General features: G+C 64.5%; 23 protein-coding genes, 2 tRNA genes and 1 pseudogene. 14 read left to right on the top strand and 12 right to left on the bottom strand.

What is annotated here, in order from left to right; all coding sequences use genetic code 11:
- From FB562_RS10225 to rpmH, 5 genes are read right to left on the bottom strand one after another with little or no spacing between them, the layout of a single operon-like run.
- Positions 1-525, bottom strand: coding sequence for a Jag family protein (locus FB562_RS10225; protein WP_141881207.1), 525 nt, complete (start codon positions 523-525; stop codon positions 1-3).
- Positions 526-531: 6 nt separating this feature from the next.
- Positions 532-1,479, bottom strand: a complete 948-nt coding sequence (gene yidC, locus FB562_RS10220) for a membrane protein insertase YidC (RefSeq protein ID WP_141881206.1) — start codon at positions 1,477-1,479, stop codon at positions 532-534.
- 9 nt (positions 1,480-1,488) lie between these two features.
- Complete coding sequence (yidD, locus tag FB562_RS10215) at positions 1,489-1,914, bottom strand: membrane protein insertion efficiency factor YidD (RefSeq protein WP_141881205.1); 426 nt, start codon at positions 1,912-1,914, stop codon at positions 1,489-1,491.
- On the bottom strand, positions 1,911-2,390 hold the full coding sequence (gene rnpA, locus FB562_RS13965; protein ID WP_141881204.1) for a ribonuclease P protein component: 480 nt from the start codon (positions 2,388-2,390) through the stop codon (positions 1,911-1,913). Before rnpA ends, yidD begins: the two co-directional genes overlap by 4 nt.
- A 20-nt stretch (positions 2,391-2,410) precedes the next feature.
- Positions 2,411-2,548 (bottom strand): 50S ribosomal protein L34, encoded by a 138-nt coding sequence (gene rpmH / locus FB562_RS10205; protein WP_022881903.1) that lies wholly within the window; start codon positions 2,546-2,548, stop codon positions 2,411-2,413.
- 308 nt (positions 2,549-2,856) lie between these two features.
- Between rpmH and dnaA the strand changes: the two genes are divergently transcribed.
- The 9 genes from dnaA to FB562_RS10160 all read left to right on the top strand — a co-directional run bounded on the left by dnaA (position 2,857) and on the right by FB562_RS10160 (position 13,077).
- A complete protein-coding gene (gene dnaA, locus FB562_RS10200; RefSeq protein ID WP_141881203.1) occupies positions 2,857-4,266 on the top strand; it encodes a chromosomal replication initiator protein DnaA in 1,410 nt (469 codons plus the stop codon).
- 394 nt (positions 4,267-4,660) lie between these two features.
- Positions 4,661-5,809 (top strand): DNA polymerase III subunit beta, encoded by a 1,149-nt coding sequence (dnaN, locus tag FB562_RS10195; protein ID WP_141881202.1) that lies wholly within the window; start codon positions 4,661-4,663, stop codon positions 5,807-5,809.
- A gap of 2 nt (positions 5,810-5,811) precedes the next feature.
- On the top strand, positions 5,812-6,996 hold the full coding sequence (gene recF, locus FB562_RS10190; protein WP_141881201.1) for a DNA replication/repair protein RecF: 1,185 nt from the start codon (positions 5,812-5,814) through the stop codon (positions 6,994-6,996).
- Complete coding sequence (locus FB562_RS10185; RefSeq protein WP_141881200.1) at positions 6,989-7,504, top strand: DciA family protein; 516 nt, start codon at positions 6,989-6,991, stop codon at positions 7,502-7,504. Before recF ends, FB562_RS10185 begins: the two co-directional genes overlap by 8 nt.
- Before the next feature lie 165 nt (positions 7,505-7,669).
- The gene (gyrB, locus tag FB562_RS10180; protein ID WP_141881199.1) at positions 7,670-9,724 is read left to right on the top strand and encodes a DNA topoisomerase (ATP-hydrolyzing) subunit B; all 2,055 of its coding nucleotides are present in this window, start codon (positions 7,670-7,672) and stop codon (positions 9,722-9,724) included.
- Between the two features lie 65 nt (positions 9,725-9,789).
- The gene (gyrA, locus tag FB562_RS10175; protein ID WP_141881198.1) at positions 9,790-12,444 is read left to right on the top strand and encodes a DNA gyrase subunit A; all 2,655 of its coding nucleotides are present in this window, start codon (positions 9,790-9,792) and stop codon (positions 12,442-12,444) included.
- Complete coding sequence (locus tag FB562_RS10170; protein WP_141881197.1) at positions 12,437-12,844, top strand: DUF3566 domain-containing protein; 408 nt, start codon at positions 12,437-12,439, stop codon at positions 12,842-12,844. The genes gyrA and FB562_RS10170 overlap by 8 nt, the downstream gene beginning before the upstream one ends.
- 53 nt (positions 12,845-12,897) lie before the next feature.
- Positions 12,898-12,971 (top strand) — tRNA-Ile (locus FB562_RS10165).
- 33 nt (positions 12,972-13,004) lie between these two features.
- Positions 13,005-13,077 (top strand) — tRNA-Ala (locus tag FB562_RS10160).
- A gap of 425 nt (positions 13,078-13,502) precedes the next feature.
- Here FB562_RS10160 and FB562_RS10155 read toward each other — a convergent pair.
- From FB562_RS10155 to FB562_RS10145, 3 genes are all read right to left on the bottom strand, one after another.
- Positions 13,503-14,639 (bottom strand): hypothetical protein, encoded by a 1,137-nt coding sequence (locus FB562_RS10155; RefSeq protein WP_141881196.1) that lies wholly within the window; start codon positions 14,637-14,639, stop codon positions 13,503-13,505.
- On the bottom strand, positions 14,636-15,016 hold the full coding sequence (locus FB562_RS10150; RefSeq protein WP_141881195.1) for a PadR family transcriptional regulator: 381 nt from the start codon (positions 15,014-15,016) through the stop codon (positions 14,636-14,638). The genes FB562_RS10155 and FB562_RS10150 overlap by 4 nt, the downstream gene beginning before the upstream one ends.
- 168 nt (positions 15,017-15,184) lie before the next feature.
- A complete protein-coding gene (locus tag FB562_RS10145) occupies positions 15,185-15,820 on the bottom strand; it encodes a hypothetical protein (RefSeq protein ID WP_141881194.1) in 636 nt (211 codons plus the stop codon).
- Positions 15,821-15,987: 167 nt separating this feature from the next.
- Here FB562_RS10145 and FB562_RS10140 point away from each other — a divergent pair, with 167 nt between their 5' ends.
- Together FB562_RS10140 and FB562_RS10135 are read left to right on the top strand one after the other, a co-directional pair.
- Positions 15,988-16,527, top strand: a complete 540-nt coding sequence (locus FB562_RS10140; RefSeq protein ID WP_141881193.1) for a peptidylprolyl isomerase — start codon at positions 15,988-15,990, stop codon at positions 16,525-16,527.
- A 33-nt stretch (positions 16,528-16,560) separates the two neighbouring features.
- Positions 16,561-17,445 carry a rhomboid family intramembrane serine protease gene (locus tag FB562_RS10135; RefSeq protein ID WP_141881192.1) on the top strand — a complete coding sequence of 295 codons (885 nt, stop codon included), beginning with the start codon at positions 16,561-16,563 and terminating at the stop codon, positions 17,443-17,445.
- Between the two features lie 39 nt (positions 17,446-17,484).
- Here FB562_RS10135 and FB562_RS10130 read toward each other — a convergent pair whose 3' ends face one another.
- Both FB562_RS10130 and FB562_RS10125 read right to left on the bottom strand, forming a co-directional pair.
- Positions 17,485-18,609 carry a DUF998 domain-containing protein gene (locus tag FB562_RS10130; RefSeq protein ID WP_141881191.1) on the bottom strand — a complete coding sequence of 375 codons (1,125 nt, stop codon included), beginning with the start codon at positions 18,607-18,609 and terminating at the stop codon, positions 17,485-17,487.
- 66 nt (positions 18,610-18,675) lie between these two features.
- Positions 18,676-18,918: a cell division protein CrgA gene (locus FB562_RS10125; protein ID WP_141881190.1), complete on the bottom strand. Its 243-nt coding sequence runs from the start codon at positions 18,916-18,918 to the stop codon at positions 18,676-18,678.
- Positions 18,919-19,007: 89 nt separating this feature from the next.
- Here FB562_RS10125 and FB562_RS10120 point away from each other — a divergent pair, with 89 nt between their 5' ends.
- From FB562_RS10120 to FB562_RS10115, 3 genes are read left to right on the top strand one after another with little or no spacing between them, the layout of a single operon-like run.
- Positions 19,008-19,847, top strand: a complete 840-nt coding sequence (locus tag FB562_RS10120) for a class E sortase (RefSeq protein ID WP_141881189.1) — start codon at positions 19,008-19,010, stop codon at positions 19,845-19,847.
- On the top strand, positions 19,847-20,005 hold the full coding sequence (locus FB562_RS13630) for a hypothetical protein (protein ID WP_185740535.1): 159 nt from the start codon (positions 19,847-19,849) through the stop codon (positions 20,003-20,005). Before FB562_RS10120 ends, FB562_RS13630 begins: the two co-directional genes overlap by 1 nt.
- Positions 20,002-20,640: an aminodeoxychorismate/anthranilate synthase component II gene (locus tag FB562_RS10115; RefSeq protein ID WP_141881188.1), complete on the top strand. Its 639-nt coding sequence runs from the start codon at positions 20,002-20,004 to the stop codon at positions 20,638-20,640. The genes FB562_RS13630 and FB562_RS10115 overlap by 4 nt, the downstream gene beginning before the upstream one ends.
- 32 nt (positions 20,641-20,672) lie before the next feature.
- Here FB562_RS10115 and pknB read toward each other — a convergent pair whose 3' ends face one another.
- Together pknB and FB562_RS13625 are read right to left on the bottom strand one after the other, a co-directional pair.
- Positions 20,673-22,367: a Stk1 family PASTA domain-containing Ser/Thr kinase gene (gene pknB / locus FB562_RS10110; RefSeq protein WP_141881187.1), complete on the bottom strand. Its 1,695-nt coding sequence runs from the start codon at positions 22,365-22,367 to the stop codon at positions 20,673-20,675.
- Positions 22,368-22,474: 107 nt separating this feature from the next.
- Positions 22,475-23,551 (bottom strand): annotated as a pseudogene (locus FB562_RS13625) (serine/threonine protein kinase); the annotation flags it as partial.

The following is a 23,551-nucleotide window of genomic DNA, read 5'->3' as shown; positions in this document are numbered from 1 at the left end:
CTATGCGCGAGTGATCACCGTGTGGCGATCACGACCCTCGCCATGCGACTCCGAGGTGAAGCCCCGATCCGCGACGATATCGTGCACGAGCTTGCGCTCGTAGGAGGACATCGGGGGGAGTGCAGCAGAGGCGGCCCCTCCCTCGATCTTCTCGATCGCGTGCTCGACGAGCTTGCTCAGCTCGGCCTGACGTGCTTCGCGCGATCCGCCGACATCAAGGATCAGCCGCGAGAACGATCCGGCCTTCGTCTGCACCGCGATGCGGGTCAGCTCCTGCAGCGCATTCACCGTCTCCGGCTTCGACAGGAGGCGAAGATCGCTGTCCTCGTTCGAGTTCACTGAGACATAGGCGCGACCGTCACGGGCATCGATGTCGATGTCCCCGTCGAGATCGGTGATGTCGAGGAGTTCCTCGATGTAGTCGGCGGCGATCTCACCCTCCTCCTCGAGCTGGGAGAGGGTTGTTGCCTCATCGACGGCCGGAGCCGTCTCGTGCACCGTGGAGTCTTCAGTCGTGTCGGTCACTGTGGCCTACTTCTTCTTCTTGTTGCGGTTCTTGGGGTTGACGGGTTGCTGGCGCTGGGTCGTCTTGGGAGCCTCGATCTCCGGGGAATCGCTGTCTTCGACGATCGTGATTCCGCGACGCTGGGCCCGCTTCGCCATACGCGCCTCGCGTGCCAGGGCGGCTTCGCTGCCAGGGGTCGGCATGTTGCGGATGACGAGGAACTGCTGGGCCATGGTCCAGAAGTTGGAGACCAGCCAGTAGAACATGACGCCGAGGGGGAAGGTGAAGCCGGAGAAGAGGAACACCAGGGGGAGCATGTAGAGCAGGATGCGCTGCTGCTTGAACATGGGGCTCGCCTGCATCTCGGGCGACTGGTTCTTCGACATGATCTGCAGCTGCGTGATGAACTGCGACGCGGTCATCAGAACGACCATGATCGAGGCGATGACGATGACATTGACGTTGCCTTCGGCGGTGCTGATGGCCAGCTTGAGCGGCGCACCAAGGAAGACGGACTCACCGAAGGAATGCGAGAGCGACTTGGTGAGCAGGCCTACGCCGATTCCTTCGTGCTGAGCGTTCTGCAGCACCGAGAAGAGGCCGAAGAAGATCGGCATCTGCAGCAGGAGGGGGAGGCAGGAGCTGAGCGGATTGGTTCCGGTCTTCTTGTAGAGCTCCATCGTCTCGCGCGACATGGCCTCGCGAGAGAACTGGTCCTTCTTGCCCTTGTACTTGTCCTGGATCTTCTTCAGCTGGGGGGAGACCTCGAGCATCCGGCGCTGGCTCTTGATCTGCTTGACGAAGATCGGGATGAGCGCTGCGCGGACGACGAGCACGAGGCCGACGATGGACAGGACCCAGGTCGTTCCCGCATCCGCGTCCATCCCCAGGGAGGTGAAGAACCAGTGAAAAGCGACGAGGATGGCCTCGATGACCCATTTGATGGGCCAGAGAATCGTTCCTAGGAAATCCATGGTGTTGGATCAGACCTTTCTGTGGTGCTTCGATTCGGGTGTGGATGAGATGTTCGCGTCACGCGCGGAATGCGCGGCCTCACAGGATGTGACGAAGCCGAAACGGTTGGTGTGATGGCTGTGCCTCTTGTTCTCGGGCACATCGTCGACTCCGCCGGCAGACCAGGGATTGCAGCGGAGGATCCGCAGAGATCCGAGCCAGATTCCCTTGAACACCCCGTGCTGCTGAATGGCACCGAGCGCGTAGCTCGAGCAGGAGGGGTAGTAGCGACAGACATCTCCGTAGAGTGGCGACACGAGCTTGCGATATGTCTGGAGAACCGCGATCGACACGTTGCGGGGGAGAAGAAGTAACCCTGTTCCGAAACTACGGATGTTCGGATGCTCTGGCTCGCGATCATCCGTCACGCGCGGGGAGACATGGAGGGCTGTCATGACCCCTCCACTGTTTCACGTGAAACATTCGCATCCGCCGAGTGTGGAACCGAGGGAGTGACGGATGCGCCGAGCGCCTTGCTGAGAAGGCCGTCGACGTCACTTCGCAGAGAGTCCCAGTCGATGGTCGCCGTCGGCGGGTGCGCCCTCAAGACGATGTCGGCACCACCTGCGGGGGAGCGGCGAGCGGAATCACCGGAAGAAGGATCCTCGAACGTGGCGGCGGAATCGTCGTGCACCGCAGCATCCGGAATCGTCACATACTCGGAACAGATCGCCTTGAGCCGGCGCCTGACCCTGTTGCGCACCACTGCATTGCCCACAGCCTTGGAGACAATGAAGCCGAAACGGCGCGCCGAAGAGTCCGGGCGAGCAGTGATAGAAACCGTCACCAAAGACGTCGATGTGCGTCGTCCGCGCCGAACGACAGCACGGTAGTCAGCGGCCCTGACGAGCCGGTTGGCTCGAGCCAGCACCGAAACGGACCGAGAGGGCGCTACGCCGAGAGCTCGGTGCGGCCCTTGCGCCGACGGGCGGCCAGGATCGCGCGACCGGCACGGGTGCGCATACGAAGACGGAAGCCGTGGACCTTGGCCCGGCGACGGTTGTTCGGCTGGAAAGTTCTCTTGCTCATCTTGGATCTCCGCGGTGCTATAGAAAAGACTGGTGTTGACGGGGCGACATTGTGCATCCGCAGTTCAGGACAACGACTGCGAAGAGACAGGGAACATCGAAGAAACCCGTGTGGGCTGAAGTCAACTGCTTAAAAATACGTTCTTAAAGGCGTGCGGTCAAACCGTGCCACCCCAAACTCATGATTATGCCCATGAAAAGCACAGGGTTGCCCTCGACCCGCCGACACAAACTAAGGTGGTCTCACTGCACAGGCGGTGGATAACCCTGTGTATAACCACCCATCACGACGAACCGGGGAGTCGACGCATGACCGATTCAGCCGATCCCACACAGGGATTCTGGCAGAACATCCTGACAACCCTGCGATCGGATGAGCGGATCACCCCTCAGCTGCAGGGATTCCTCAGTCTGGTGGAGCCCCGGGGCATCATGGCCGGCACCCTCTACCTCGAGGTTCCGAACGATCTCACCCGCGGGATGCTGGAGCAGCGCATCCGCCTCCCCCTCCTCAACGCGATCTCCTCGCTCGGCGATGAGAGTGAGCTCACCAACTTCGCCATCGTCGTGAATCCGGAGATCTCGCACAGCGATCTCGAACAGCCCGCGGACCCCATCGACGACCAGCCCTATATAGAGCAGCCGGCGCCGCCGACCATCGACAGCAGCAAGCGCAGCGATTCGCGGCTCAACCCCAAGTACAACTTCGACAACTTCGTCATCGGCGGATCCAACCGCTTCGCGCATGCCGCGGCCGTCGCTGTTGCCGAGGCCCCGGCCAAGGCCTATAACCCCCTCTTCATCTACGGCGACTCCGGCCTGGGCAAGACCCATCTTCTGCACGCGATCGGCCACTACGCGGAGAGCCTCTATCCGGGCATCCGGGTGCGCTATGTGAGCTCGGAGGAGTTCACGAACGACTTCATCAACTCGATCGCCAACAACAGGTCGTCGGTCTTCCAGTCTCGCTACCGCGACATCGACATCCTGCTCATCGACGACATCCAGTTCCTGCAGGGCAAGGACAGCACGCAGGAGGCGTTCTTCCACACCTTCAACACGCTCCACGATCACAACAAGCAGTTGGTGATCACGAGCGATCTGCCGCCCAAGCATCTGACCGGTTTCGAGGATCGGATGCGCTCCCGCTTCGAGTGGGGCCTGATCACGGATGTCCAGGCCCCCGATCTTGAGACCCGCATCGCGATCCTCCGCAAGAAAGCGCAGAGCGAGCGGCTCCAGGTGCCCGACGACATCCTCGAGTACATGGCGTCGAAGGTGTCGTCGAACATCCGCGAGCTCGAGGGAACCCTCATCAGGGTCACGGCGTTCTCGAGCCTGAACAAGACCCCCGTCGATCTGGCGCTCGTGCAGACCGTACTCAAGGATCTGATCACGCTCGACGACGACAATGTGATCGCGCCGGTGGAGATCATCAATCACACCGCTGCATACTTCAAACTCACGGTCGATGACCTCTACGGTTCGTCTCGCTCGCAGGCTGTCGCGACGGCCCGGCAGATCGCCATGTATCTGTGCCGTGAGATGACGAGCCTGTCGCTGCCGAAGATCGGCCAGTTGTTCGGCAACCGCGACCACACGACGGTCATGTATGCGAACAAGAAGATCACGGAGCTCATGAAGGAGCGCCGCTCGATCTACAACCAGGTCACCGAGTTGACGAGTCGCATCAAGCAGAATCAGCGTTTCAACTCCTGATTCCGGTCTCGACACACCGCAATCCACAGTTGTGGAAAGTCTGTGGATAACTGTGAATAACACGCCGCAGCCATGTGGATGGAATTCGCGGGCTTGTGGAAACAGCCGTCGGGCGCCGTCGACGAATCACATGTCCGTGACTTCGACTGCACAGGCCGTCCACAACTCACACGGTTGTACTTTCCCGCTCCTGATTGGCATCGCCTCGGTTATCCACAGTTCCCACAGCGGTTAATGATGTTAAATTCTTTAACAATTGATTGGGACTTGAGATAACCCTGTGGATGACGGGCTCGGCCTGCGTCCTCCCCGCAGCTGCTGGCCCGTCTGTCTCAGGTCTGTGCCAGTATTAAGCCCCACGGACGCATGTGTTCCGTAGCTGAAGGGATCCTCCATGAAGTTTCAGGTCAACCGCGACGTTTTCAGTGAGGCCGTCTCGTTTGCCGTGAAGCTCCTGCCACAGCGCACGACCCTTCCGATCCTCAGCGGCATCCTCATCGAGACGACGGATGCCGGACTCCGGCTGTCATCGTTCGATTACGAGGTCTCGGCCCAGACGACGATCGAGGCGAGTGTCGAGGAGCCGGGCGTCATCCTGGTCTCCGGTCGGCTCCTGGCTGACATCGCGAGCAGGCTCCCGAACGCTCCCGTGCAGTTCTCCACAGACGGTTCCAAGATTTCGGTCGTCTGTGGTCCCGCCCACTTCACCCTCCTGAGCATGCCCGTCGAGGAGTACCCGACCCTGCCCGAGGTCGAGGAGCAGTCCGGTCTTCTGCCGGCGGATGCCTTCTCGGATGCCGTCTCGCAGGTCGCGGTCGCCGCATCCCGCGACGATGTCACGCCTGTCATCACGGGTGTGCAGCTCGAGGTGACGCAGACGAGCCTCAGTCTCATCGCGACCGACCGCTACCGCGTCGCGGTGCGCGAGATCGAGTGGGACGCCGGCGACACGGTCATCTCTGAGCCGATCACCGCGCTGGTACCTGCGCGCACCCTGCAGGAGATCGGCAAGACCTTCGGGCACAGCGGCACCATCTCGGTTGCCATCACGAACAAGGACGAGCGCGAGATCATCGCGTTCCGGGCCGATCAGAAGACCGTCACATCGCTGCTGATCAAGGGAAACTTCCCGCCGGTCAAGAGGCTCTTCCCCGAGGATGTCGAGAACTACGCGGTTCTCAACACGGGCGAGCTCATCGAGGCCGTGCGTCGTGTCTCGCTCGTTCTCGAGCGGGAGGCCGCGCTGCGCTTCACCTTCACGACGGATGGCCTCACCCTCGAGGCGATCGGCAGTGAGCAGGCCCAGGCATCCGAGGCCATCGACGCGCATCTCAACGGTGGCGACATGGTCGTCTCGTTGAAGCCGCAGTTCCTGCTCGATGGTCTGAGCGCGGTTCACTCGGAGTTCGTGCGCATCAGCTTCACGCGCACCGAGAACCCCAACAAGCCGGGCCCTGTGCTCATCACCAGTCAGACGTCGAAGGACCAGCCGGCCGCCGACAGCTACAAGTACCTGCTTCAGCCGAACCTGTTGCTTCGCTAGCGTTGTTCGTCTCGCACCTCAGTCTCACCGATTTCAGGAACTACTCGCGCGCAGAGGTCCCGCTTGAAACGGGCCCGAACCTTTTCGTGGGCAGCAACGGCCAGGGCAAGACGAATCTGGTCGAGTCGCTCGGCTTTCTGAGCACGCTCGGATCGCATCGGGTGTCGAGTGATCAGGCCATGATCAGGCAGGGTCAGCAGGCTGCGATCGTTCGGGCCCGACTGCAGCACGGTGAACGCCAGCTGCTCGTCGAGGTCCAGATCAATCGGGGTGCCGCGAACAAGGCGCAGGTCAACAGGTCCGCCATCAAGCCCCGTGAGCTTCCGCGCTATTTCTCGAGCGTGTTGTTCGCTCCGGAGGATCTGGCGCTCGTGCGCGGGGAGCCCTCGGGTCGGCGCCGCTTTCTCGACGAGCTGCTGGTGCAGCTCTCCCCGCGGATGGCCGGGGTCATCGCCGATTACGACAGGGTTCTGCGACAGCGCAACACGCTTCTCAAGTCGGCTCGAGCATCCGGGGTCAAGGGTTCTCAGCTCAGCACACTCGAGGTGTGGGATGAGCGCCTGGTCGATCTCGGGTCCCAGCTGATCGAAGCCCGAACGGGTCTTGTCGCCCGCCTGTTGCCCGAGGTGGCCGCGGCCTACGAGACGATCGCCGGTGAAGACCATCATGCGACGCTCTCCAATGCCCTGAGCATCCTGTCATCCGGCGGCGAGGATGACGACGAGACCCCGTCGGATGCGCGCAGTGGCGCGATCAGTGCCGCGGATACTGCGGTCGCGTTCAGAAATTCACTCGAGCGGCTCCGCCGCAGCGAATTGGATCGAGCGGTCACGCTCGTCGGGCCGCATCGCGACGATCTCGTGCTTGAGTTGAACCGGCTTCCGGCGCGCGGCTATGCGAGTCATGGTGAGTCCTGGTCCTTCGCGCTGGCCCTCAAGCTCGCGTCGGCCCAGCTTCTGCGGCGGGAATCCTCGACGGGTGACCCGGTGCTGATCCTCGATGATGTGTTCGCCGAACTGGATGAGAAGCGGCGCGGAAGACTGGCATCCGCGGTTCATGATGTCGAACAGGTACTCATCACCGCTGCCGTTCACGATGATGTTCCCGAGCAGTTGCGCGCCCACACGGTGCACATCTCGGGCGGCACGATCGTGGATGGCTCCACACATGGTGAGTCGGATGGCTGAGCCGGCGGATCAGAAGCCAGTTGCGGATGCCCAGGAGCATGTCGAGGTGTATCTGCGCTTCAGGCGCGTCTTCGGTGATGGGTCGTCGCGCTCCCGGGATGCACGCAAACGCTCGAAGAAGGAGCCCGGCGCGAGCACGCCCTTCGGCTCCGGCAGGGATCCGCACGGCATCGGCGACGTCATGGATGCGCTCACCAGCCGGCTGGGCTGGAATTCTCCGATCGCGCGGTCGGAGGTGATCGCCTCGTGGGACCGGATCGTGGGGGAGGAGACCGCGGAGCATTCCTCGCCGATCGGCATCGAGGAGGGTGTGCTGACGGTGCGCTGCGATTCGACGGCATGGGCCACGCAGCTGCGCCTGATGAGGGTGCAGATCATGACGCACATCGCGCGGGAGTTCCCGGATGCGGGCATCGACTCGGTTCGCTTCAGCGGACCGAACGCCCCTTCCTGGAAACGGGGCCCCAGATCGATTCCAGGGCGCGGCCCTCGCGATACTTACGGTTGACGACCCAAAACAGCTAGCCGACGCGAAATTAGGCCCTCAGTCGACGGAAAATGCCTTTTTCGCAGGCGAAGCTTGGTAGAATGGAGAAGTCGTCACGGCAGCTCCCGAAGAGGAGATCAGGCCGAGAGGATCTCGTCGTTCTATCCGTCAGGAGTTCAATTTCAGATGTCATCCCCTTCGCCCGAGAATTCATCTGAGAACGACATTTCCCCCGCTCCCGCAGCTCCTGCGGCTTCTCCTCGCAAGCCGCAGACCGCCGATGAGCAGAAGCACAACAACGAGAGCTACGGCGCCGGCCAGATCCAGGTGCTCGAGGGTCTCGAGGCTGTGCGCAAGCGTCCCGGCATGTACATCGGCTCGACCGGTCCGCGCGGTCTTCACCACCTGGTCTACGAGATCGTAGACAACTCGGTCGATGAGGCCCTCGCCGGCTACTGCGACACCATCCTCATCACGATCCTCCGCAACGGTGGGGTGCGCGTGGTCGACAACGGGCGAGGCATCCCGGTCGACATCCACCCGGTCGAGAAGAAGTCGACCGTCGAGGTCGTTCTCACCATCCTTCACGCCGGCGGAAAGTTCGGTGGCGGCGGATACGCCGTCTCCGGCGGGCTCCACGGCGTCGGCAGCTCGGTGGTCAACGCGCTCTCCAAGGAACTCGACGTCGAGGTCCGCCGGCAGGGCAACGTCTACCGCCAGCAGTTCCAGAACGGTGTGCCGCAGGCTCCGCTCGAGAAGGGCGAGGCATCCGACGACACAGGAACGACGATCACCTTCTGGCCGAATGACGAGATCTTCGAGACCGTCGTCTTCGACTACGAGACCCTCCGCACCCGCTTCCAGCAGATGGCCTTCCTCAACAAGGGCCTCACGATCTCCCTCACGGACGAGCGCGAACAGGAGGACGGCAGCGATGGCCGCGGCGACGTGTTCCTGTACCAGCGCGGTCTCGTCGACTACGTCGAATATCTGAACTCGGCCAAGAAGGCCGAGGTCGTGCATCCGGACATCATCTCGATCGAGTCGGAGGACACGGAGCGCAGGATCGCCCTCGAGGTCGCGATGCAGTGGACCACCTCGTACAGCGAGAGCGTGCACACCTACGCGAACACCATCAACACACACGAGGGTGGCACGCACGAGGAGGGCTTCCGCGCGGCGCTGACCACCACGGTCAACCGTTATGCGCGTGAGAAGGGCATCCTCAAGGAGAAGGACGAGAACCTCACCGGCGACGACGTGCGCGAGGGTCTCACCGCGGTCATCTCCGTGAAGCTCGGCGAACCGCAGTTCGAGGGCCAGACCAAGACGAAGCTCGGCAACACCGAGGCGAAGTCCTTCGTTCAGAAGGTTGCCGGCGAGGCGCTCACCGACTGGTTCGGGCGCAACCCGGTGCAGGCGAAGGATGTCATCCGCAAGGCCCTGCAGGCATCCGCCGCCAGGATGGCCGCGCGCAAGGCCCGCGAGCAGACCCGCCGCAAGGGCCTGCTGGAGTCGGGCGGCATGCCCGGCAAGCTGAGGGACTGCGCGAGCAAGGACCCGAGCGTGTCGGAGATCTTCATCGTGGAGGGTGACTCGGCTGGTGGTTCTGCCGTGCAGGGGCGCAACCCCGACACCCAGGCGATCCTGCCGCTTCGGGGCAAAATCCTCAACGTGGAGAAGGCGCGTCTCGACCGTGCCCTGGGCAATGCCGAGGTGCAGGCGATGATCACGGCGTTCGGCGCCGGAATCGGTGAGGACTTCGACCCGGAGAAGGTCAGGTACCACAAGATCGTGCTCATGGCCGATGCCGACGTCGATGGCCAGCACATCACGACGCTGCTGCTGACGCTGGTGTTCCGCTACATGCGTCCGCTCATCGACCTCGGTTACGTCTACCTGGCCCAGCCGCCGCTGTACCGACTCAAGTGGTCGAACTCGCCGCACGAATACGTGTACTCCGATCGGGAGCGTGACGCATTCGTCGAGGCCGGCCTCGCCGCCGGCAAGCGCATCCCGAAGGAGAACGGCATCCAGCGCTACAAGGGTCTGGGTGAGATGGACTACAAGGAGCTGTGGGAGACCACCATGGATCCGGAGACCCGCACGCTGCTGCAGGTGACCCTCGACGATGCGGCCGCCGCCGACGAGATCTTCTCCACCCTCATGGGAGAAGACGTCGAGTCGCGCCGTAACTTCATCCAGCGGAACGCCAAGGACGTGCGTTTCCTCGACATCTAGCGGGGTGAGCAGGCCCCCCGGGGCCACCTCAGAATCCCATCACCGCTTCGAAGAACAGAGAATTCATGGCTGACAACGACAACACCGAGAACCCCACCGACGATCACATCCCGGGCAAAGAGATCGACACCGCGCACGACAAGGTGACGCAGGTCGACCTGCAGCTGGAGATGCAGCGCTCCTACCTCGACTACGCGATGAGCGTCATCGTCGGTCGGGCGCTGCCGGAGGTGCGTGACGGCCTCAAGCCCGTGCACCGCCGCGTAATCTACGCCATGTACGACGGCGGCTACCGCCCCGACAAGGGCTTCTCCAAGTGCACCCGCGTCATCGGCGACGTCATGGGCCAGTTCCACCCGCACGGTGACTCCTCCGTGTACGACGCGCTCGTGCGTCTCGTGCAGCCGTGGAGCCTGCGCTACCCGCTCGCGCTCGGGCAGGGCAACTTCGGTTCGCCCGGCAACGACGGCGCGGCCGCCCACCGGTACACCGAGACGAAGATGGCCCCCCTCGCGCTCGAGATGGTGCGCGACATCGAAGAGGGCACCGTTGACTTCCAGGACAACTACGACGGGCGCACGCAGGAGCCGACCGTGCTCCCGAGCCGGTTCCCGAACCTTCTGGTCAACGGTTCCGTCGGCATCGCCGTCGGAATGGCCACCAACATCCCGCCGCACAATCTGCGCGAGGTCGGCCAGGCCGCCCTGTGGCACCTGGCGAACCCCGAGGCGAGCCAGGAGGAACTGCTCGAGGCCCTGATGCAGCGCGTCAAGGGCCCCGACTTCCCGACCGGCGCGCAGATCCTGGGCACCAAGGGAATTCAGGATGCGTACCGCACGGGCCGCGGATCGATCACGATGCGCGCCGTGGTCAACGTCGAGGAGTTGCAGGGTCGCACCTGCCTCGTCGTCACGGAGCTGCCGTACCAGGTCAACCCCGACAACCTCGCACTGAAGATCGCCGACCTCGTCAAGGACGGCAAGATCACCGGTATCGCGGACATCCGCGACGAGACCTCAGGGCGTACCGGCCAGCGTCTCGTCATCGTGCTCAAGCGCGACGCCGTCGCGAAGGTCGTGCTCAACAACCTCTTCAAGCACACCCAGCTGCAGGAGAACTTCGGCGCGAACATGCTCGCGATCGTCGACGGCATCCCGCGCACCCTCTCGCTCGACGGCTTCATCACCGAGTGGGCAGCCCACCAGATCGACGTCATCGTGCGGCGTACCAGGTTCCGCCTGCGCAAGGCGGAGGAGCGTGCGCACATCCTGCGCGGCTATCTGAAGGCGCTCGACGCGCTCGACGAGGTGATCGCCCTCATCCGGCGCTCGCCCACCGTCGACGAGGCGCGCGAAGGCCTCATGGCGCTGCTCGACATCGACGAGCTGCAGGCCAGCGCGATCCTCGACATGCAGCTGCGCCGGCTCGCCGCCCTCGAACGCCAGAAGATCATCGACGAGCACGACAAGATCGAAGCGCTCATCATCGACTTCAACGCGATCCTCGCCAGCCCGCAGCGTCAGCGCGACATTGTCAGCGAGGAGCTCACCGAGCTGATCGAGAAGTTCGGCGACGACCGCCGCACCGAGATCATGTTCGGCTTCGACGGCGACATGAACATGGAGGACCTCATCCCCGAAGAGGAGATGGTGGTCACCGTCACGCGCGGCGGGTACGTCAAGCGCACGCGCAGCGACAACTACCGCAGCCAGCACCGCGGCGGCAAGGGAGTCAAGGGCGCCCAGCTGCGCGCGGACGACGTGGTCGAGCACTTCTTCGTCACGACGACCCACCACTGGCTGCTGTTCTTCACCAACAAGGGCCGCGTCTACCGCGCGAAGGCGTATGAGCTGCAGGAGGCCGGCCGCGATGCGAAGGGCCAGCACGTCGCCAACCTGCTTGCGCTCCAGGCGGATGAGGAGATCGCCCAGATCCTGGACATCCGGGACTATTCGGCGGCGAAGTACCTGGCACTCGCGACCCGCGGCGGGCTGATCAAGAAGACGGCCCTCACCGAGTACGACACGAATCGTTCGGGCGGCATCATCGCCATCAACCTGCGCGATGAGGACGAACTGGTGTCGGCGATGCTCGTGGAGGACGACTCCGACCTGCTGCTGGTCTCACACCAGGGCATGTCGATCCGCTTCACCGCCAGCGACGAGGCGCTGCGCCCGATGGGCCGCGCGACGTCCGGCGTCATCGGAATGCACTTCAGAGACGGCGACCACCTGCTCGACGCATCCGTCGTCACGGATGCCGGTTTCGTCTTCGTCGTGACGGAGGGCGGCTTCGCCAAGAGGACCTCCGTCGACCAGTACCGCGTGCAGAATCGCGGCGGCCTCGGCATCAAGGTCGCGAAGCTGCAGGAGGCCCGCGGCGATCTCGCCGGCGCCCTCATCGTGGCCGAGGATGACGAGGTTCTTGTGGTTCTTGCCGGGGGCAAGGTGGTACGCTCGTCTGTCGCCGAGGTCCCGGCCAAGGGTCGTGACACGATGGGCGTCGTCTTCGCGCGGTTCGGCGAGAACGACAGGATCATCGCGGTCGCTCGCAACAGTGAGCGAAACCTGGGTCAGGATGTGTCCAGCAACGACGGGCAGAATGACGAACAGGATTCTGTCGGCGACACTGCAGGCACGGATGAGACAAGCATTGTTGATACGGATGCAGCCGACACGGATGCCACCGAAATCACGAAGGACGAGGTCGTAGATGAGTAGCGTCGCCGAGAAACTTCAGCGCAAGTCGCAGAAAGCCGTATCGTCGAAGCAGGTTCGCCTGCGGTTGGTGTACATCGACTTCTGGTCGGCCATCAAGCTGTCGTTCCTCATCGCGGTGACGCTCGGCATCGTGCTGATCGTGCTGACGTTCCTCAGCTGGCTGCTGCTCAGCACCCTCGGCATCTTCAGCGACCTCGACTCGATGATCGCGGACGTCACGGGCGGGGACTCGTTCAGTCTCATGAACAGCCTGTCGCTCATCCAGGTGGTCGGCTTCTCCGTCATCGTGGCCCTGCTGAACACCATCGTCGGCACCGCGCTCGGCGCCGTCGCGGCGCTGCTGTACAACTTCACGGTGAAGATCACGGGCGGGCTGCTCGTCGGGTTCACCAACAACTGACCCGATTTAAAGAAAAGGGTCAGCGTACGATACTCTCGTATCTGCCCATAAACGGGGATATAGCTCAGGCGGTTAGAGCGCTTCGCTGATAACGAAGAGGTCCCAGGTTCAAGTCCTGGTATCCCCACGCACGATTCTTCTCGAATCTCGCACCCCCTCCGGGGCCTTAGCTCAGTTGGTAGAGCGCCTGCTTTGCAAGCAGGATGTCAGGAGTTCGAATCTCCTAGGCTCCACACTTTTTCTCTTCTCCCTGTGGTTGCGGCTGGGCACGCCCGCTCCCATCCGGTGTCGGCCCGTCTGGATGCTGGCGCGCGCCGATGCTTGCGCCGCGCCGTCGCTGGAGCATGCCGCTCGAGTACGCCTTTCGGTTGCTCCAGAGCGCCCCGAGCCGCCGATTGGCGTACTCGACGCGGTCTTCTCGGGCGAAATCTCGCGGCGAGCGTCTTTCCACATGTGCAATCACCTGTGGATAACTACACGGCTGTGATTCGAGAAAGACCCACCTCATCGAATGACAAGTTTCGAAGCTTTAACCGGATGCCGATGCGCCGTTCCCGAGCGTCAGCGGCACCTCGACCGTGAAGGTCGGCGGTAGCTCCAGCGCGGCCGGATCGATGGGGGAGCCTGTACGGCGGCGTCCAGGGGAGGTCATCGCCGGTCACCCCACCGGTGCCGGAGCCAACTGCTGCGAACCGTCCGGCACGGCATCCGGTTCTGTCGATTCGGGGGCGGCGGGCGTCTCGTCGCCGGGGGCCGGACTCTCGGACGGGCCCTCCGTTGCATCGTCGGGCTCGGGGAGCGCTGAGAGCGGGCGCGCTTTTTCGAATGGAAGAGGGGCGTCTGTCACCCGGGAGCGGTCGATGACCTCGCGGCCGTCGCGGTCATAGCTGAGGCCGCGGGCATCGACGGTGTCCAGTGGAAACACATTCCAGCCGCTGCGGCCCGCCCTCTCATTGGGGACATAGCCGAACTCGTATCCTGAATTGTCGATTCCGGCCCATAGCCAGGACATCCCGGGGTCATAGGAGGCCATGAGGGGATTTCCCGTCTGGTCGAAGAGCTGCACCTCGCGCAGCGGCGTACCATCGGCGTCGTAGGCGAAGATGTTCGTCACATCGCTTCCATTCATCCGCAGGCCCGAGCTGGGCTCGGCGCCCATTGCATAGTCCTCCCTGGCGTGTGCGATCGACGATTGTGTGCCCACCGCCGCAGCGCCCATGAACGGCAACGTGATTACGGCGATGATGCTCACGAGAATCTTGACCCCGTGCAGCCATTTCCAGAAGAGCCATCGTCCACGGCCCCATTGGATGCTCACCACCAGGCACGATGTGAGCAGCAGCCATCCAGACGCTGTGGGTGGGAGGGCGAAGTGGAATTCCCACGAAGTGAACATCCGAGCCAGGATCTGGAACACCACCCACCCGCGCAGCACCCACCAGAACGGGCGCAGGGAGACGGCGAAGTCGAGCGCTGCGGAACCGAAGCGAGTGGACCGGATGCGTCCGGCGGCCGTGGAGGGGATCTCGCCCAGCCAGGCGTAGAACTGCTCTCCCCGCTTCGTGCGCCGGTCATCTCGCTGGGGCAGCCCGGCGGCGGCGCGCAGCTCTTCGGCGTAGGCCTGCGGATCGCCGAGCGTGAAGTCGGCTCCCGCATCCGTCGCCTGTTCGAGGAGATCTGCCTCGAGCCCTTCGGTGAGCTCGTCGAGGTCGTCGGCGGGCAGGTCGTCGAGCGCGGCCCGTACGGCGGCGGCGAACTCCCGGATGGCGGTGCTGGCGGATGCTGTTGCGGTCATGACCTGTCCCCGATCGTGCGGATGCCGGAAGTGGAAGGGGTGCCCCCGGCTGTGCTGCCGGGCTGCTCCAGTAGTCGTGTGAGTGTTGTCGAGAAGCGACCCCAGTCGGTGCGCTGCTCGGTCAGCATGGTGCGCCCCTCCGGTGTGATCGCGTAGTACTTGCGGTGCGGCCCGCCGTCGGAGGGCACGACATAGGTGGAGAGGGCGCCGCCGGCGTACAGGCGACGCAGCGTGCCATAGACGGATGCATCGCCCACCTCGTCAAGGCCGGCCGCGCGCAGTCGGCGCACGACGTCGTAGCCGTAGCCGTCGTCGTCGTGGATGACGGCGAGCACCGCCACGTCGAGCACCCCCTTGAGGAGTTGGGTCGTATCCATCGCGTTCCCTTCGCTGGTGCACGCCACAGTACTACGCAGTGCGCAGTAGTGTCTATCGCGACACACCGGAGCACGGGCGCGCACACTGACGCGGATGCGACAGGCGGCGGCAACGCAGAAGCGCCGCCACCCGCAGGGGGTGGCGGCGCCTCGTGAAGCGGTGTGCGGCTAGAGCAGGCCGTCCGGATCGGCGGCCGGGGCATCCGGCTCGGTGATCCACAGCTCGTCATCGGCGCGGAGGGTCTGCCAGACGGCGTAGCCGAGCCCGGCGAGGGCGACGAGGCCGACACCGAGAACGATGTAGCGGCCCGGGCCCGTCTTCTTCGGGGGCAGGATGCCGACCTTCTGCCCGTACTTCTCGGCCTTCTTGCCGTACTTCTTGGTGGCCTTCTTCACCTTGTGGCCGGTGACCTCGAGCTGGTGGCCCGTGCGATCGGTGGCGCGACGGATCTCTCGCACGGCATCCTTCACCCTGGCGTCCTTCGCGACCTCGATCACGGCGAGCGTGGAGGCGACGGCGGAGGCGAGCGACGGCAGCACGTCATGCTTGATCTTGTCGCGGGTGAAGTCGCCGGCAGACTGCGCGGCGTGCACGCCGGTCGCGACGACCGGCCTCACCCTGTGCTCGTAGGTGTCGCGGACGCGGGGGGCAACCTCTTCGCGGCCCACATAGCCGACCTGACGGCCCGCCTCGCGGACGACCCGGCTGGCATGATCGAGCACCTCTCTCTGGTCATCCCAGAGATCGGATGCCGAATGCTTCAGGCGCTTCAGTTCACGTGCACGTTTACGGGACAAAGCCATGAGAGACCTCCAGTCGGCGGCGTACGGAGCACTTCCATCCTCGCACGGCGGGCACTGTGAGCGACCTGAGTATTGCTGACACGCCGGATCGACGGATGCTGTGCGCCCTCAGCGAATGACACGACAATGACACGACTTCGCACAGACATCAATGGAATACTGATGGCATGTCTGTGCACACCCATGTAGCTACTTTCCATACATCCCTCGGTGACATCAAGGTCAACCTGCTGCGCAACCACGCGCCGAAGACGGTCGACAACTTCATCGGCCTTGCGACCGGAACCAAGGAGTGGACCCACCCGGAGACGGGCAAGGTCTCGACCGATCCGCTGTACGACGGCGTGATCTTCCACCGCATCATCGACGAGTTCATGATCCAGGGCGGCGACCCGCTCGGCCAGGGAACCGGTGGCCCCGGCTACCAGTTCGACGACGAGATCCACCCGGAGCTCGACTTCACGAAGCCCTACGTGCTCGCCATGGCGAACGCGGGCACCCAGATGGGCCGCGGCACCAACGGTTCGCAGTTCTTCATCACCACCGTGCCCACCACCTGGCTGCAGGGCAAGCACACCATCTTCGGCAAGGTCGAGGATGAGGCGTCGCAGGAGGTCGTCAAGACGATCGAGGCCGTGAAGAAGGACCGCCGCGACAAGCCGGTCGAAGACGTCGTCATCAACAGCATCACCGTCGAAGAGGTCTGATCAGGTGATCATCCTGGTGCAGGGGGATGTGCTGTGAGCGGCGCATCCTCCTCTCCTGATTCTGCTGGAGACTCCGACACCTCCGGCAACTTCTGCTACCGGCATCCAGACCGGCAGAGTTTCATCCTGTGTCAGCGTTGCGGTCGCACCATCTGCCCCGAATGCCAGACGCAGGCGCCCGTCGGCGTTCACTGCCCGGAGTGCGTGCGCGAGGCGCGCCAGTCCGCGCCGCGGACCAAGCCGGCCGTCGTCACCGCCATCAACCGCGCCCGCCGCGGCGACGGACCCATCGCCACCTATTCGATCATCGGCGTCACCGTGGCGATCTGGTTGCTGCAGATGGTGACATCCGGCACGGGAGCGGTGACGGGTGCGCTGCTCTACTGGGCGCCGTACACCGAGATTCAACCGTGGCGCATGATCACCACGATGTTCGTGCATTCGGAGCAGTCGTTCCTGCACATCCTCTTCAACATGTATTCGCTGTGGATCTTCGGGCGCATCTTGGAGCACATGATCGGGCGCGGCCGCTTTCTGGCGCTGTACTTCTTGAGCGGCATCGGCGGCTCGATCGCGGTGCTGCTCCTGGCTCCCGCGACGCCGGTCATCGGTGCATCGGGCGCGATCTTCGGCCTCCTGGGCGCCTTCTTCGTGATCCAGCGCGGGCTCGGCGGCAACAGCATCCAACTGGTCGTGGTCATCGGCATCAACCTGGTGATCGGCTTCGTCGTTCCCGGAATCGCGTGGCAGGCGCACATCGGCGGGCTCATCGTCGGTGCGCTCGTGGCCTTCATATTCATGCGCACGCGGCGTCGTGACCAGCGATCGAAACAGCTCTGGATGCTCGGCGCGGTGCTCGCAGGACTGGTCGTTCTGACGGTCGTCGGTGTGCTGCTCCTTCACTCCTCGTTCGCATGACGCACGAGTTATCCACAGGAGATTCCACAGTGGGGATAATTACAGCTGTGTAGTTGCCCGGAATTCCGGGCGAGAGGCTGTGGACAGTGCATCCGGCGTCGTCGCCTCGTGCAGGGCGGCCGCGATATTGCGAACAAAGATGATCAGCCAGGCGAAGACAACGGCACTCACAACCAGCTCGAAACCCGTGAGGTTGTAGTAGCCGACCGGCCAGAACAGCACCGTCGCGGTGCCGATCACGGCGATGAAGATGCTCGTCACGACCAGGAATGTCGGCTGCATGACAGGGGCGAACCAGCGGATGCCCACCATCAGCGCGAAGAACACGACAACAAGCCCCGTGGCGAAGATGTTGTGCACGGGTTCCGACAGATTCACCGGCACGAGAGCGACCCCGATCAGGGCGACGCCGATCGTCACCAGCAGCCAGCGCACCATCTCGGACCGCCACCGCACATGCTGCTCCCGCCTGCGGGCGAGCTCCTCGAGGTCGGTGGTCACATAGTCGGCGAGGGTTATGACAACGAGCCCCGCGATGAGCACCGTCGCATTGAACGCGTAGCCGGAGAAGCCGGTCGAGACGCCCAGGGCGCTGAAGTTGCTCTGCCACCAGTGCGGCTCGTCGGCGGTGAGCATGCTCGTGAGCGAACCGCTCACCACGAACACCGCCAGCAGCTGCGAGAGCGAATAGGTCGAGACGGCGGATGCCGACAGGAAGGTCACATAGGCGGTGAGCGCGGTCACGACCCCACAGGTGAGGGCCGAGGTGATGGCATCGAACGCGAGACCCTCGAACGCCCGCTGCAGCAGCGAGAACATGGCCAGCGCAGCCATGAACGCGATCGCGGCATGCGTGAACGACAGCCCCGTCACATCCAGAACGAAACGGGGCAGCCAGACGGAGCGTCGCCAGGAGTTGACGGGGGAGCGCATCGAGAGCACGTAGCCGACGACGAACACGACGACGGCGATGCCCGAGGCGGAGAGCGCCGTGATCAGGCCGATCGAGAATGCGCCGAACAGGGGGGCGTCAGCGCCGCGCACACCCACCGCGATGAGCGCCACGACGAAGCCGCCGACGAATGCCGCGATAGCCGATGTGAGAGCGCGCGATTCAGCACTGATCGCCGAACGAGGGGCCGGATGCCGGAGGGACTGCGCCATGAGACAAGTGTCGCAGAGCGGCTGGCTGAGAACGGAAGCCTCAGCGAGGTGAAGAAGCGGAAGCCGTCAGCGCCAACGGGTCGTCATGAGGAAGCCGACGAACATGATGCCGAAGCCGACGAGGATGTTCATGTCGCCCAGACCGGGAATCGGCAGCGTGCTCTGGCTGATGTAGTACACGAGGATCCAGATCAGGCCGAGCAGCATGAGCCCGAACATGATCGGCTTGAACCAGACCGGGTTGGGGGCGTCGGCACCCGAGCGGTTCTCGCGGGGGGCGTCGGTCTTCGTTTTCGTCGATCTGGCCATGCGGGCATTCTAGCGGGAATGCGCCGCCCACCTCAGCCCCTGCGTCGGTGCGGGGCCGGGCGCATCGGCCAGCGAATAGAATCACAGACATGACCAGCCCGATCGTTGCAGGGGAGGGGCCTGCCCAGGCCGGCCCCGAACTGCGGCGACGCAGGCGGCGGAAGACGCGGAGCGGACGCCCACGGCTGAGCATCATCGGTCTGGTCGGCGAGCTGTTCGTCACCGCCGGCGTGCTCGTGTTCCTCTTCCTCGGCTGGCAGTTGTGGCTGAACGACCTCGTCGTCGGCGAGGAGCAGCGCAGCAGCGCCCTCGAACTGAGCGAACAGTGGGGCGGCGCCGACGCAGGTGATGGTGCACCCGCATCCGAGGCCCCCACAGACGTCGACGAGCCCGCACCCGACTACGGAGACCCCGTCGTCGCCACAGCTCCCGCGAACGGTGTCGGCTTCGCCACGATGTACGTTCCGCGTTTCGGCGCCGACTATGTGCGCGCCATCGGCGAAGGTGTCGGCCTCGCATCCGTTCTCAACAACAACGAGCTCGGCATCGGCCACTACTCGGGAACCCAGATGCCCGGAGAGGTCGGCAACTTCGCGCTCGCCGCCCACCGCACCACCTACGGCGCCCCGTTCAACCGCATCGCGGAGCTGCAGCAGGGAGACCACATCTACGTGCAGACGGCCGACGGCTGGTTCGACTACGTGTTCCGCTCGATCGAGTATGTGCGCCCGAACGGAATCGGCGTGCTCGACCCCGTGCCCCAGACCACCGGATTCGCGGCGAGCGATCGCGTGATCACCCTGACCACCTGCCATCCGATGTTCTCCGCCGCCGAGCGTTTCATCGCGTACGGCGTGCTGGAGTCGTGGCAGCCCAACTCGGCCGGCATGCCCGCCGAGCTGGCCGCCCTGAGAGGGGAGGCCGGCTGATGTATTCGGCGCTCTGGCGACTGCTGCCCGGCCCCCTGTGGTTCCGCATCCTGCTCGCGGTCATCCTCGTCGTGGTCGTTCTCCTCGCCCTCATCCTCTGGGTCTTTCCCTGGGTGAACACATTTATCGGTACCCCGGAGGTGACGGTTCAGCAATGACCAGAATTCTTGTGATCGACAACTACGACAGCTTCGTCTACACGCTCGGCGGCTACCTGCTGCAGCTTGGCGCGACGATCGACGTCGTGCGCAACGACGACTTCAGCGAGGCCGAAGCGGCCGAGCGCATGGCCGACTACGACGGCGTGCTGCTGTCGCCGGGCCCGGGAACGCCCGCCAAGGCCGGTGTCTCCATCGCCATGGTGCGCGCCGCGCTCGAGGCGAACAAGCCGCTCCTGGGTGTGTGCTTGGGGCATCAGGCGATCGCGGAGGCGTTCGGAGCCACCGTCACCCACGCCGAGGAGCTCATGCACGGCAAGACATCGCTCGTCAGCCACGACAGCAGCGCCTTCTACGAGGAGGTGCCCGAGCCGTTCACGGCCACCAGATACCACTCGCTGGCCGTCGTCGACGGCACCGTGCCCGACGATCTCATCGTGACCTCGCGCACCGAGGGTGGCGTCATCATGGGGCTGCAGCATGTGAGCGCGCCGATCTACGGCGTGCAGTTCCACCCCGAGTCGGTTCTCACCGAGGGTGGCTACCGGATGCTCGCCAACTGGCTGGCCGTCGCCGGCCTCCCCGAGGCGCGCGAGACAGCGAACGGGCTCACCCCGCTCGTCAATCTCGACTGAGGAGTCGGGGCTGAGCAACCCGCGCTGAGGCGTCAGCCCGCGCAGTAGGTGATCGAGATCGTCGAGCGCTGCGGATGCTCACCCGGCGCCAGATCCTGACCGGTCACCGTCTGCCCCCCGCAATTGCGGTCAGGAATCGCGTTCACGGTGAGGCCGATCTCCTGCAGGGTGCCGATGGCCGTGTTGAACGGCTGATTGCGAACATCCGGAACCGTCACGAGGCCGCTCGACACGACGAGATCGATCGTCTCGCCCACCTTGACGGCGGTGCCCGCCGCGGGGCTCGTGCTGACGACGGTCCCCTCCGCCAAAGTGCCGGAGTTCTCCTTGTTGACCGCGCCGATCTCGAAGCCTCGATCGGTCAGCGCCGCCGTGGCGGCATCCTGCGACTGGCCCGACAGATCGGGCACCGTCACCGTCGCCGGCCCGGAGGAGACGTAGACCTTGATGGCCTGGGTGGCCGCGACCGTGGTGCCTGCGGGCGGATCGGTGCGCACGATCAGGCCCTCGGCGACATCGTCGCTGGCAACATCGAAGCGGCTGGCCACGAGATCGTACTTGCCCAGGGTGTCGACGCCGTCGTCGTACTTTGCGTTGACGACGTCGGGAACCGAGACGGAGAGGCCCTGCGTGAGATTCAGCGACGGGAGGTTCACCACCCAGATCGCGAGCGCGATGAGCACGGCGGCCATGATGGCGACGCCCGCCCAGATCCAGGCGACGGGAGGACGATTCTGCGTGCGCACCGCCCGCTCCGTGTTCTGAGACGACAGCTGCCGCAGGGCAGCCTCGGAACCAGCCGTCGCGCTCGGGTTCACACCGAACAGCGTGGAACTGAAGTCATTGGCCGGGGTCGCCTTGCGCACCGGCATCTCGCCTGCAGCGCCAGCCTTCAGCTCGTCACGGAACTCGGATGCCGTCTGGAAACGCTCGAACTTGTCCTTCGCGAGCGAATGCAGCACAACGGCGTCGAGAGCCGGCGGAACCTTCGGATTGATGGTGCCGGGCGCGACGGGCGCCTCACTGATGTGCTGGTAGGCCACGGCAGCCGCACGGTCGCCGCGGAACGGCGGGCGGCCCGTGAGCATCTCGAACAGCACGACACCGGTCGAATACAGATCGGTGCGGGCATCCACCGTCTCGCCCTTCGCCTGCTCAGGCGAGAAATACTGGGCGGTGCCGAGAACAGCACTCGTGTCGGCGACCGTCGCAGAGTTGTCGCTGACGGCGCGGGCGATGCCGAAATCCATCACCTTGACCTGGCCATTCTGAGTGACCATGACATTGCCGGGCTTGATGTCGCGGTGCACGAGCAGCGCACGGTGGCTGTACTCGAGCGCCGTGAGCATACCGTCGGCGATGCGAACGGCCTCCTGCGGGGAGAGCGGGCCGTCGGCGATGATGTCCTTGAGCAGGCGCCCGTCGACGTACTCCATGACGATGAACGGCAGTTGCGTCTCGATGCCGTTGGCGTCGGTGACGGTCTCCTCGCCGGCGTCGTAGACGCGAACGATCGTCGGATGCGCCATACGGGCGGCCTTCTGGGCCTCCTCGCGGAACAGCAGCCTGAAGTTCGGGTCGATCGCAAGGGAGGGCTTCAGCAGCTTGATGGCGACGCGGCGCCCGAGGCGCGCATCCGTGCCCTCATGGACATCCGCCATGCCGCCGCGGCCGATGAGCTTGCCGACCTGATACCTACCAGCCAGGAGGCGAGCATCTTCAGTCACAGTTCATCTCCCGGATTAGGCCAACGAATAGCCAGTGTAATCGGTGTCTGCTGTACAGCCATATCGCCCTGCCGCCGTGAGACCAGCAGAGATGTCTACCGGATGCGTCACGCCGACGGTGCGGCCCCGCCCCCGCCATTGCCGTTGCCGTTTCCCGGGTCCGTGCTCGGCGGAGGAGACACAGGAGGTGTGACCGTGATCGTGACGGTGTCGGATGGCGGTGACTGGATGCCCGAGCACTCGGCCAGATAGCTGACGGTCACCGAGGTCACGCCGTCGTCGACGACGATCTCGGCGCTGTGCTGACCCTTGCCCAGCGGGTTTCCGGCGGTTGTGGTGGCCCCCGTCAACGAAAGCCGGTAGGCGGTGTGGTTGGTGCCCGGGGCGCAGCCCGTGTACGTCGGCCACGTGATCGTGACGGTGTCGCCCGGCTCCGCAGTCGACGACGAAGCGCTCGGCGCGGCCGGCTTCGCCGGGTCGGGGATCGGCGCGTAGATCGTCGCCGTGACCACACTGCCCGGGTCGAGACGGCCGGTCGGGTTGATCTTGTAGACCTTGCCGACACTGTCGGGGTCTGGCGCGGTGTTGCCCTCCACGACCTCGGCACGCAGATCGAGCAGGCCGAGCGCGTTGCGCACTTCCATCTCAGTCATGCCGAGATAGTCATCCTGCACGACCGCGACTTTGTTGTCGGCGCTCGGCGTCGTGCTCGGCTTCTGGCTCTGAGTCTGCGACGGCGGCGCAGAACTCTGCGACGGCTCGTCGCCCGGCGCGAACACGAGCGCCAGGATCACACCGATGAGGGCAACCAGCAGGATGCCGACGAGCGCGATGAGCGGCCACGTCCACGGATTGCGCGACTTGACCTCATCCGGCCCGTCCATCGCGGACATCGGCTGCGTCGCCGACAGGCCACCCGCAGCACCCAGACCACCGGCCGCGGACGGCAGAACGCGGGTGGCCGCACTCGTGTCGACGCCCGGCGTGATCAGGGTCGTGAACGCCTCGGCGCCTGCGACACCGGGAACGGCGGCCGTCGCACCCGCGACATCACCGCGACGCAGCGCCTGCGCGGCACGCGCGAGATGCGCCGACGAGGAGGGACGCTCGGCAGGGCTCTTCGCAATGCACGAGTAGACGAGATTGCGCACAGGCTCCGACACGGTCGCCGGAAGATCCGGCGG

The organism is Homoserinimonas aerilata, from assembly GCF_006716125.1.
GTDB classification, from domain to species: Bacteria; Actinomycetota; Actinomycetes; order Actinomycetales; family Microbacteriaceae; genus Homoserinimonas; species Homoserinimonas aerilata.
Note: the sequence above shows the minus strand (reverse complement) of the source record. Positions and strands in the feature narration are given on the sequence as shown.

Coding starts and splice junctions, on each gene's coding strand:
- yidC (WP_141881206.1), bottom strand. CDS start 1,479: ATGGATTTCCTAGGAACGATTCTCTGGCCCATCAAATGGGTCATCGAG.
- yidD (WP_141881205.1), bottom strand. CDS start 1,914: ATGACAGCCCTCCATGTCTCCCCGCGCGTGACGGATGATCGCGAGCCA.
- rpmH (WP_022881903.1), bottom strand. CDS start 2,548: ATGAGCAAGAGAACTTTCCAGCCGAACAACCGTCGCCGGGCCAAGGTC.
- dnaA (WP_141881203.1), top strand. CDS start 2,857: ATGACCGATTCAGCCGATCCCACACAGGGATTCTGGCAGAACATCCTG.
- dnaN (WP_141881202.1), top strand. CDS start 4,661: ATGAAGTTTCAGGTCAACCGCGACGTTTTCAGTGAGGCCGTCTCGTTT.
- FB562_RS10185 (WP_141881200.1), top strand. CDS start 6,989: ATGGCTGAGCCGGCGGATCAGAAGCCAGTTGCGGATGCCCAGGAGCAT.
- gyrB (WP_141881199.1), top strand. CDS start 7,670: ATGTCATCCCCTTCGCCCGAGAATTCATCTGAGAACGACATTTCCCCC.
- gyrA (WP_141881198.1), top strand. CDS start 9,790: ATGGCTGACAACGACAACACCGAGAACCCCACCGACGATCACATCCCG.
- FB562_RS10170 (WP_141881197.1), top strand. CDS start 12,437: ATGAGTAGCGTCGCCGAGAAACTTCAGCGCAAGTCGCAGAAAGCCGTA.
- FB562_RS10155 (WP_141881196.1), bottom strand. CDS start 14,639: ATGACCGCAACAGCATCCGCCAGCACCGCCATCCGGGAGTTCGCCGCC.
- FB562_RS10150 (WP_141881195.1), bottom strand. CDS start 15,016: ATGGATACGACCCAACTCCTCAAGGGGGTGCTCGACGTGGCGGTGCTC.
- FB562_RS10145 (WP_141881194.1), bottom strand. CDS start 15,820: ATGGCTTTGTCCCGTAAACGTGCACGTGAACTGAAGCGCCTGAAGCAT.
- FB562_RS10140 (WP_141881193.1), top strand. CDS start 15,988: ATGTCTGTGCACACCCATGTAGCTACTTTCCATACATCCCTCGGTGAC.
- FB562_RS10130 (WP_141881191.1), bottom strand. CDS start 18,609: ATGGCGCAGTCCCTCCGGCATCCGGCCCCTCGTTCGGCGATCAGTGCT.
- FB562_RS10125 (WP_141881190.1), bottom strand. CDS start 18,918: ATGGCCAGATCGACGAAAACGAAGACCGACGCCCCCCGCGAGAACCGC.
- FB562_RS10120 (WP_141881189.1), top strand. CDS start 19,008: ATGACCAGCCCGATCGTTGCAGGGGAGGGGCCTGCCCAGGCCGGCCCC.
- FB562_RS13630 (WP_185740535.1), top strand. CDS start 19,847: ATGTATTCGGCGCTCTGGCGACTGCTGCCCGGCCCCCTGTGGTTCCGC.
- FB562_RS10115 (WP_141881188.1), top strand. CDS start 20,002: ATGACCAGAATTCTTGTGATCGACAACTACGACAGCTTCGTCTACACG.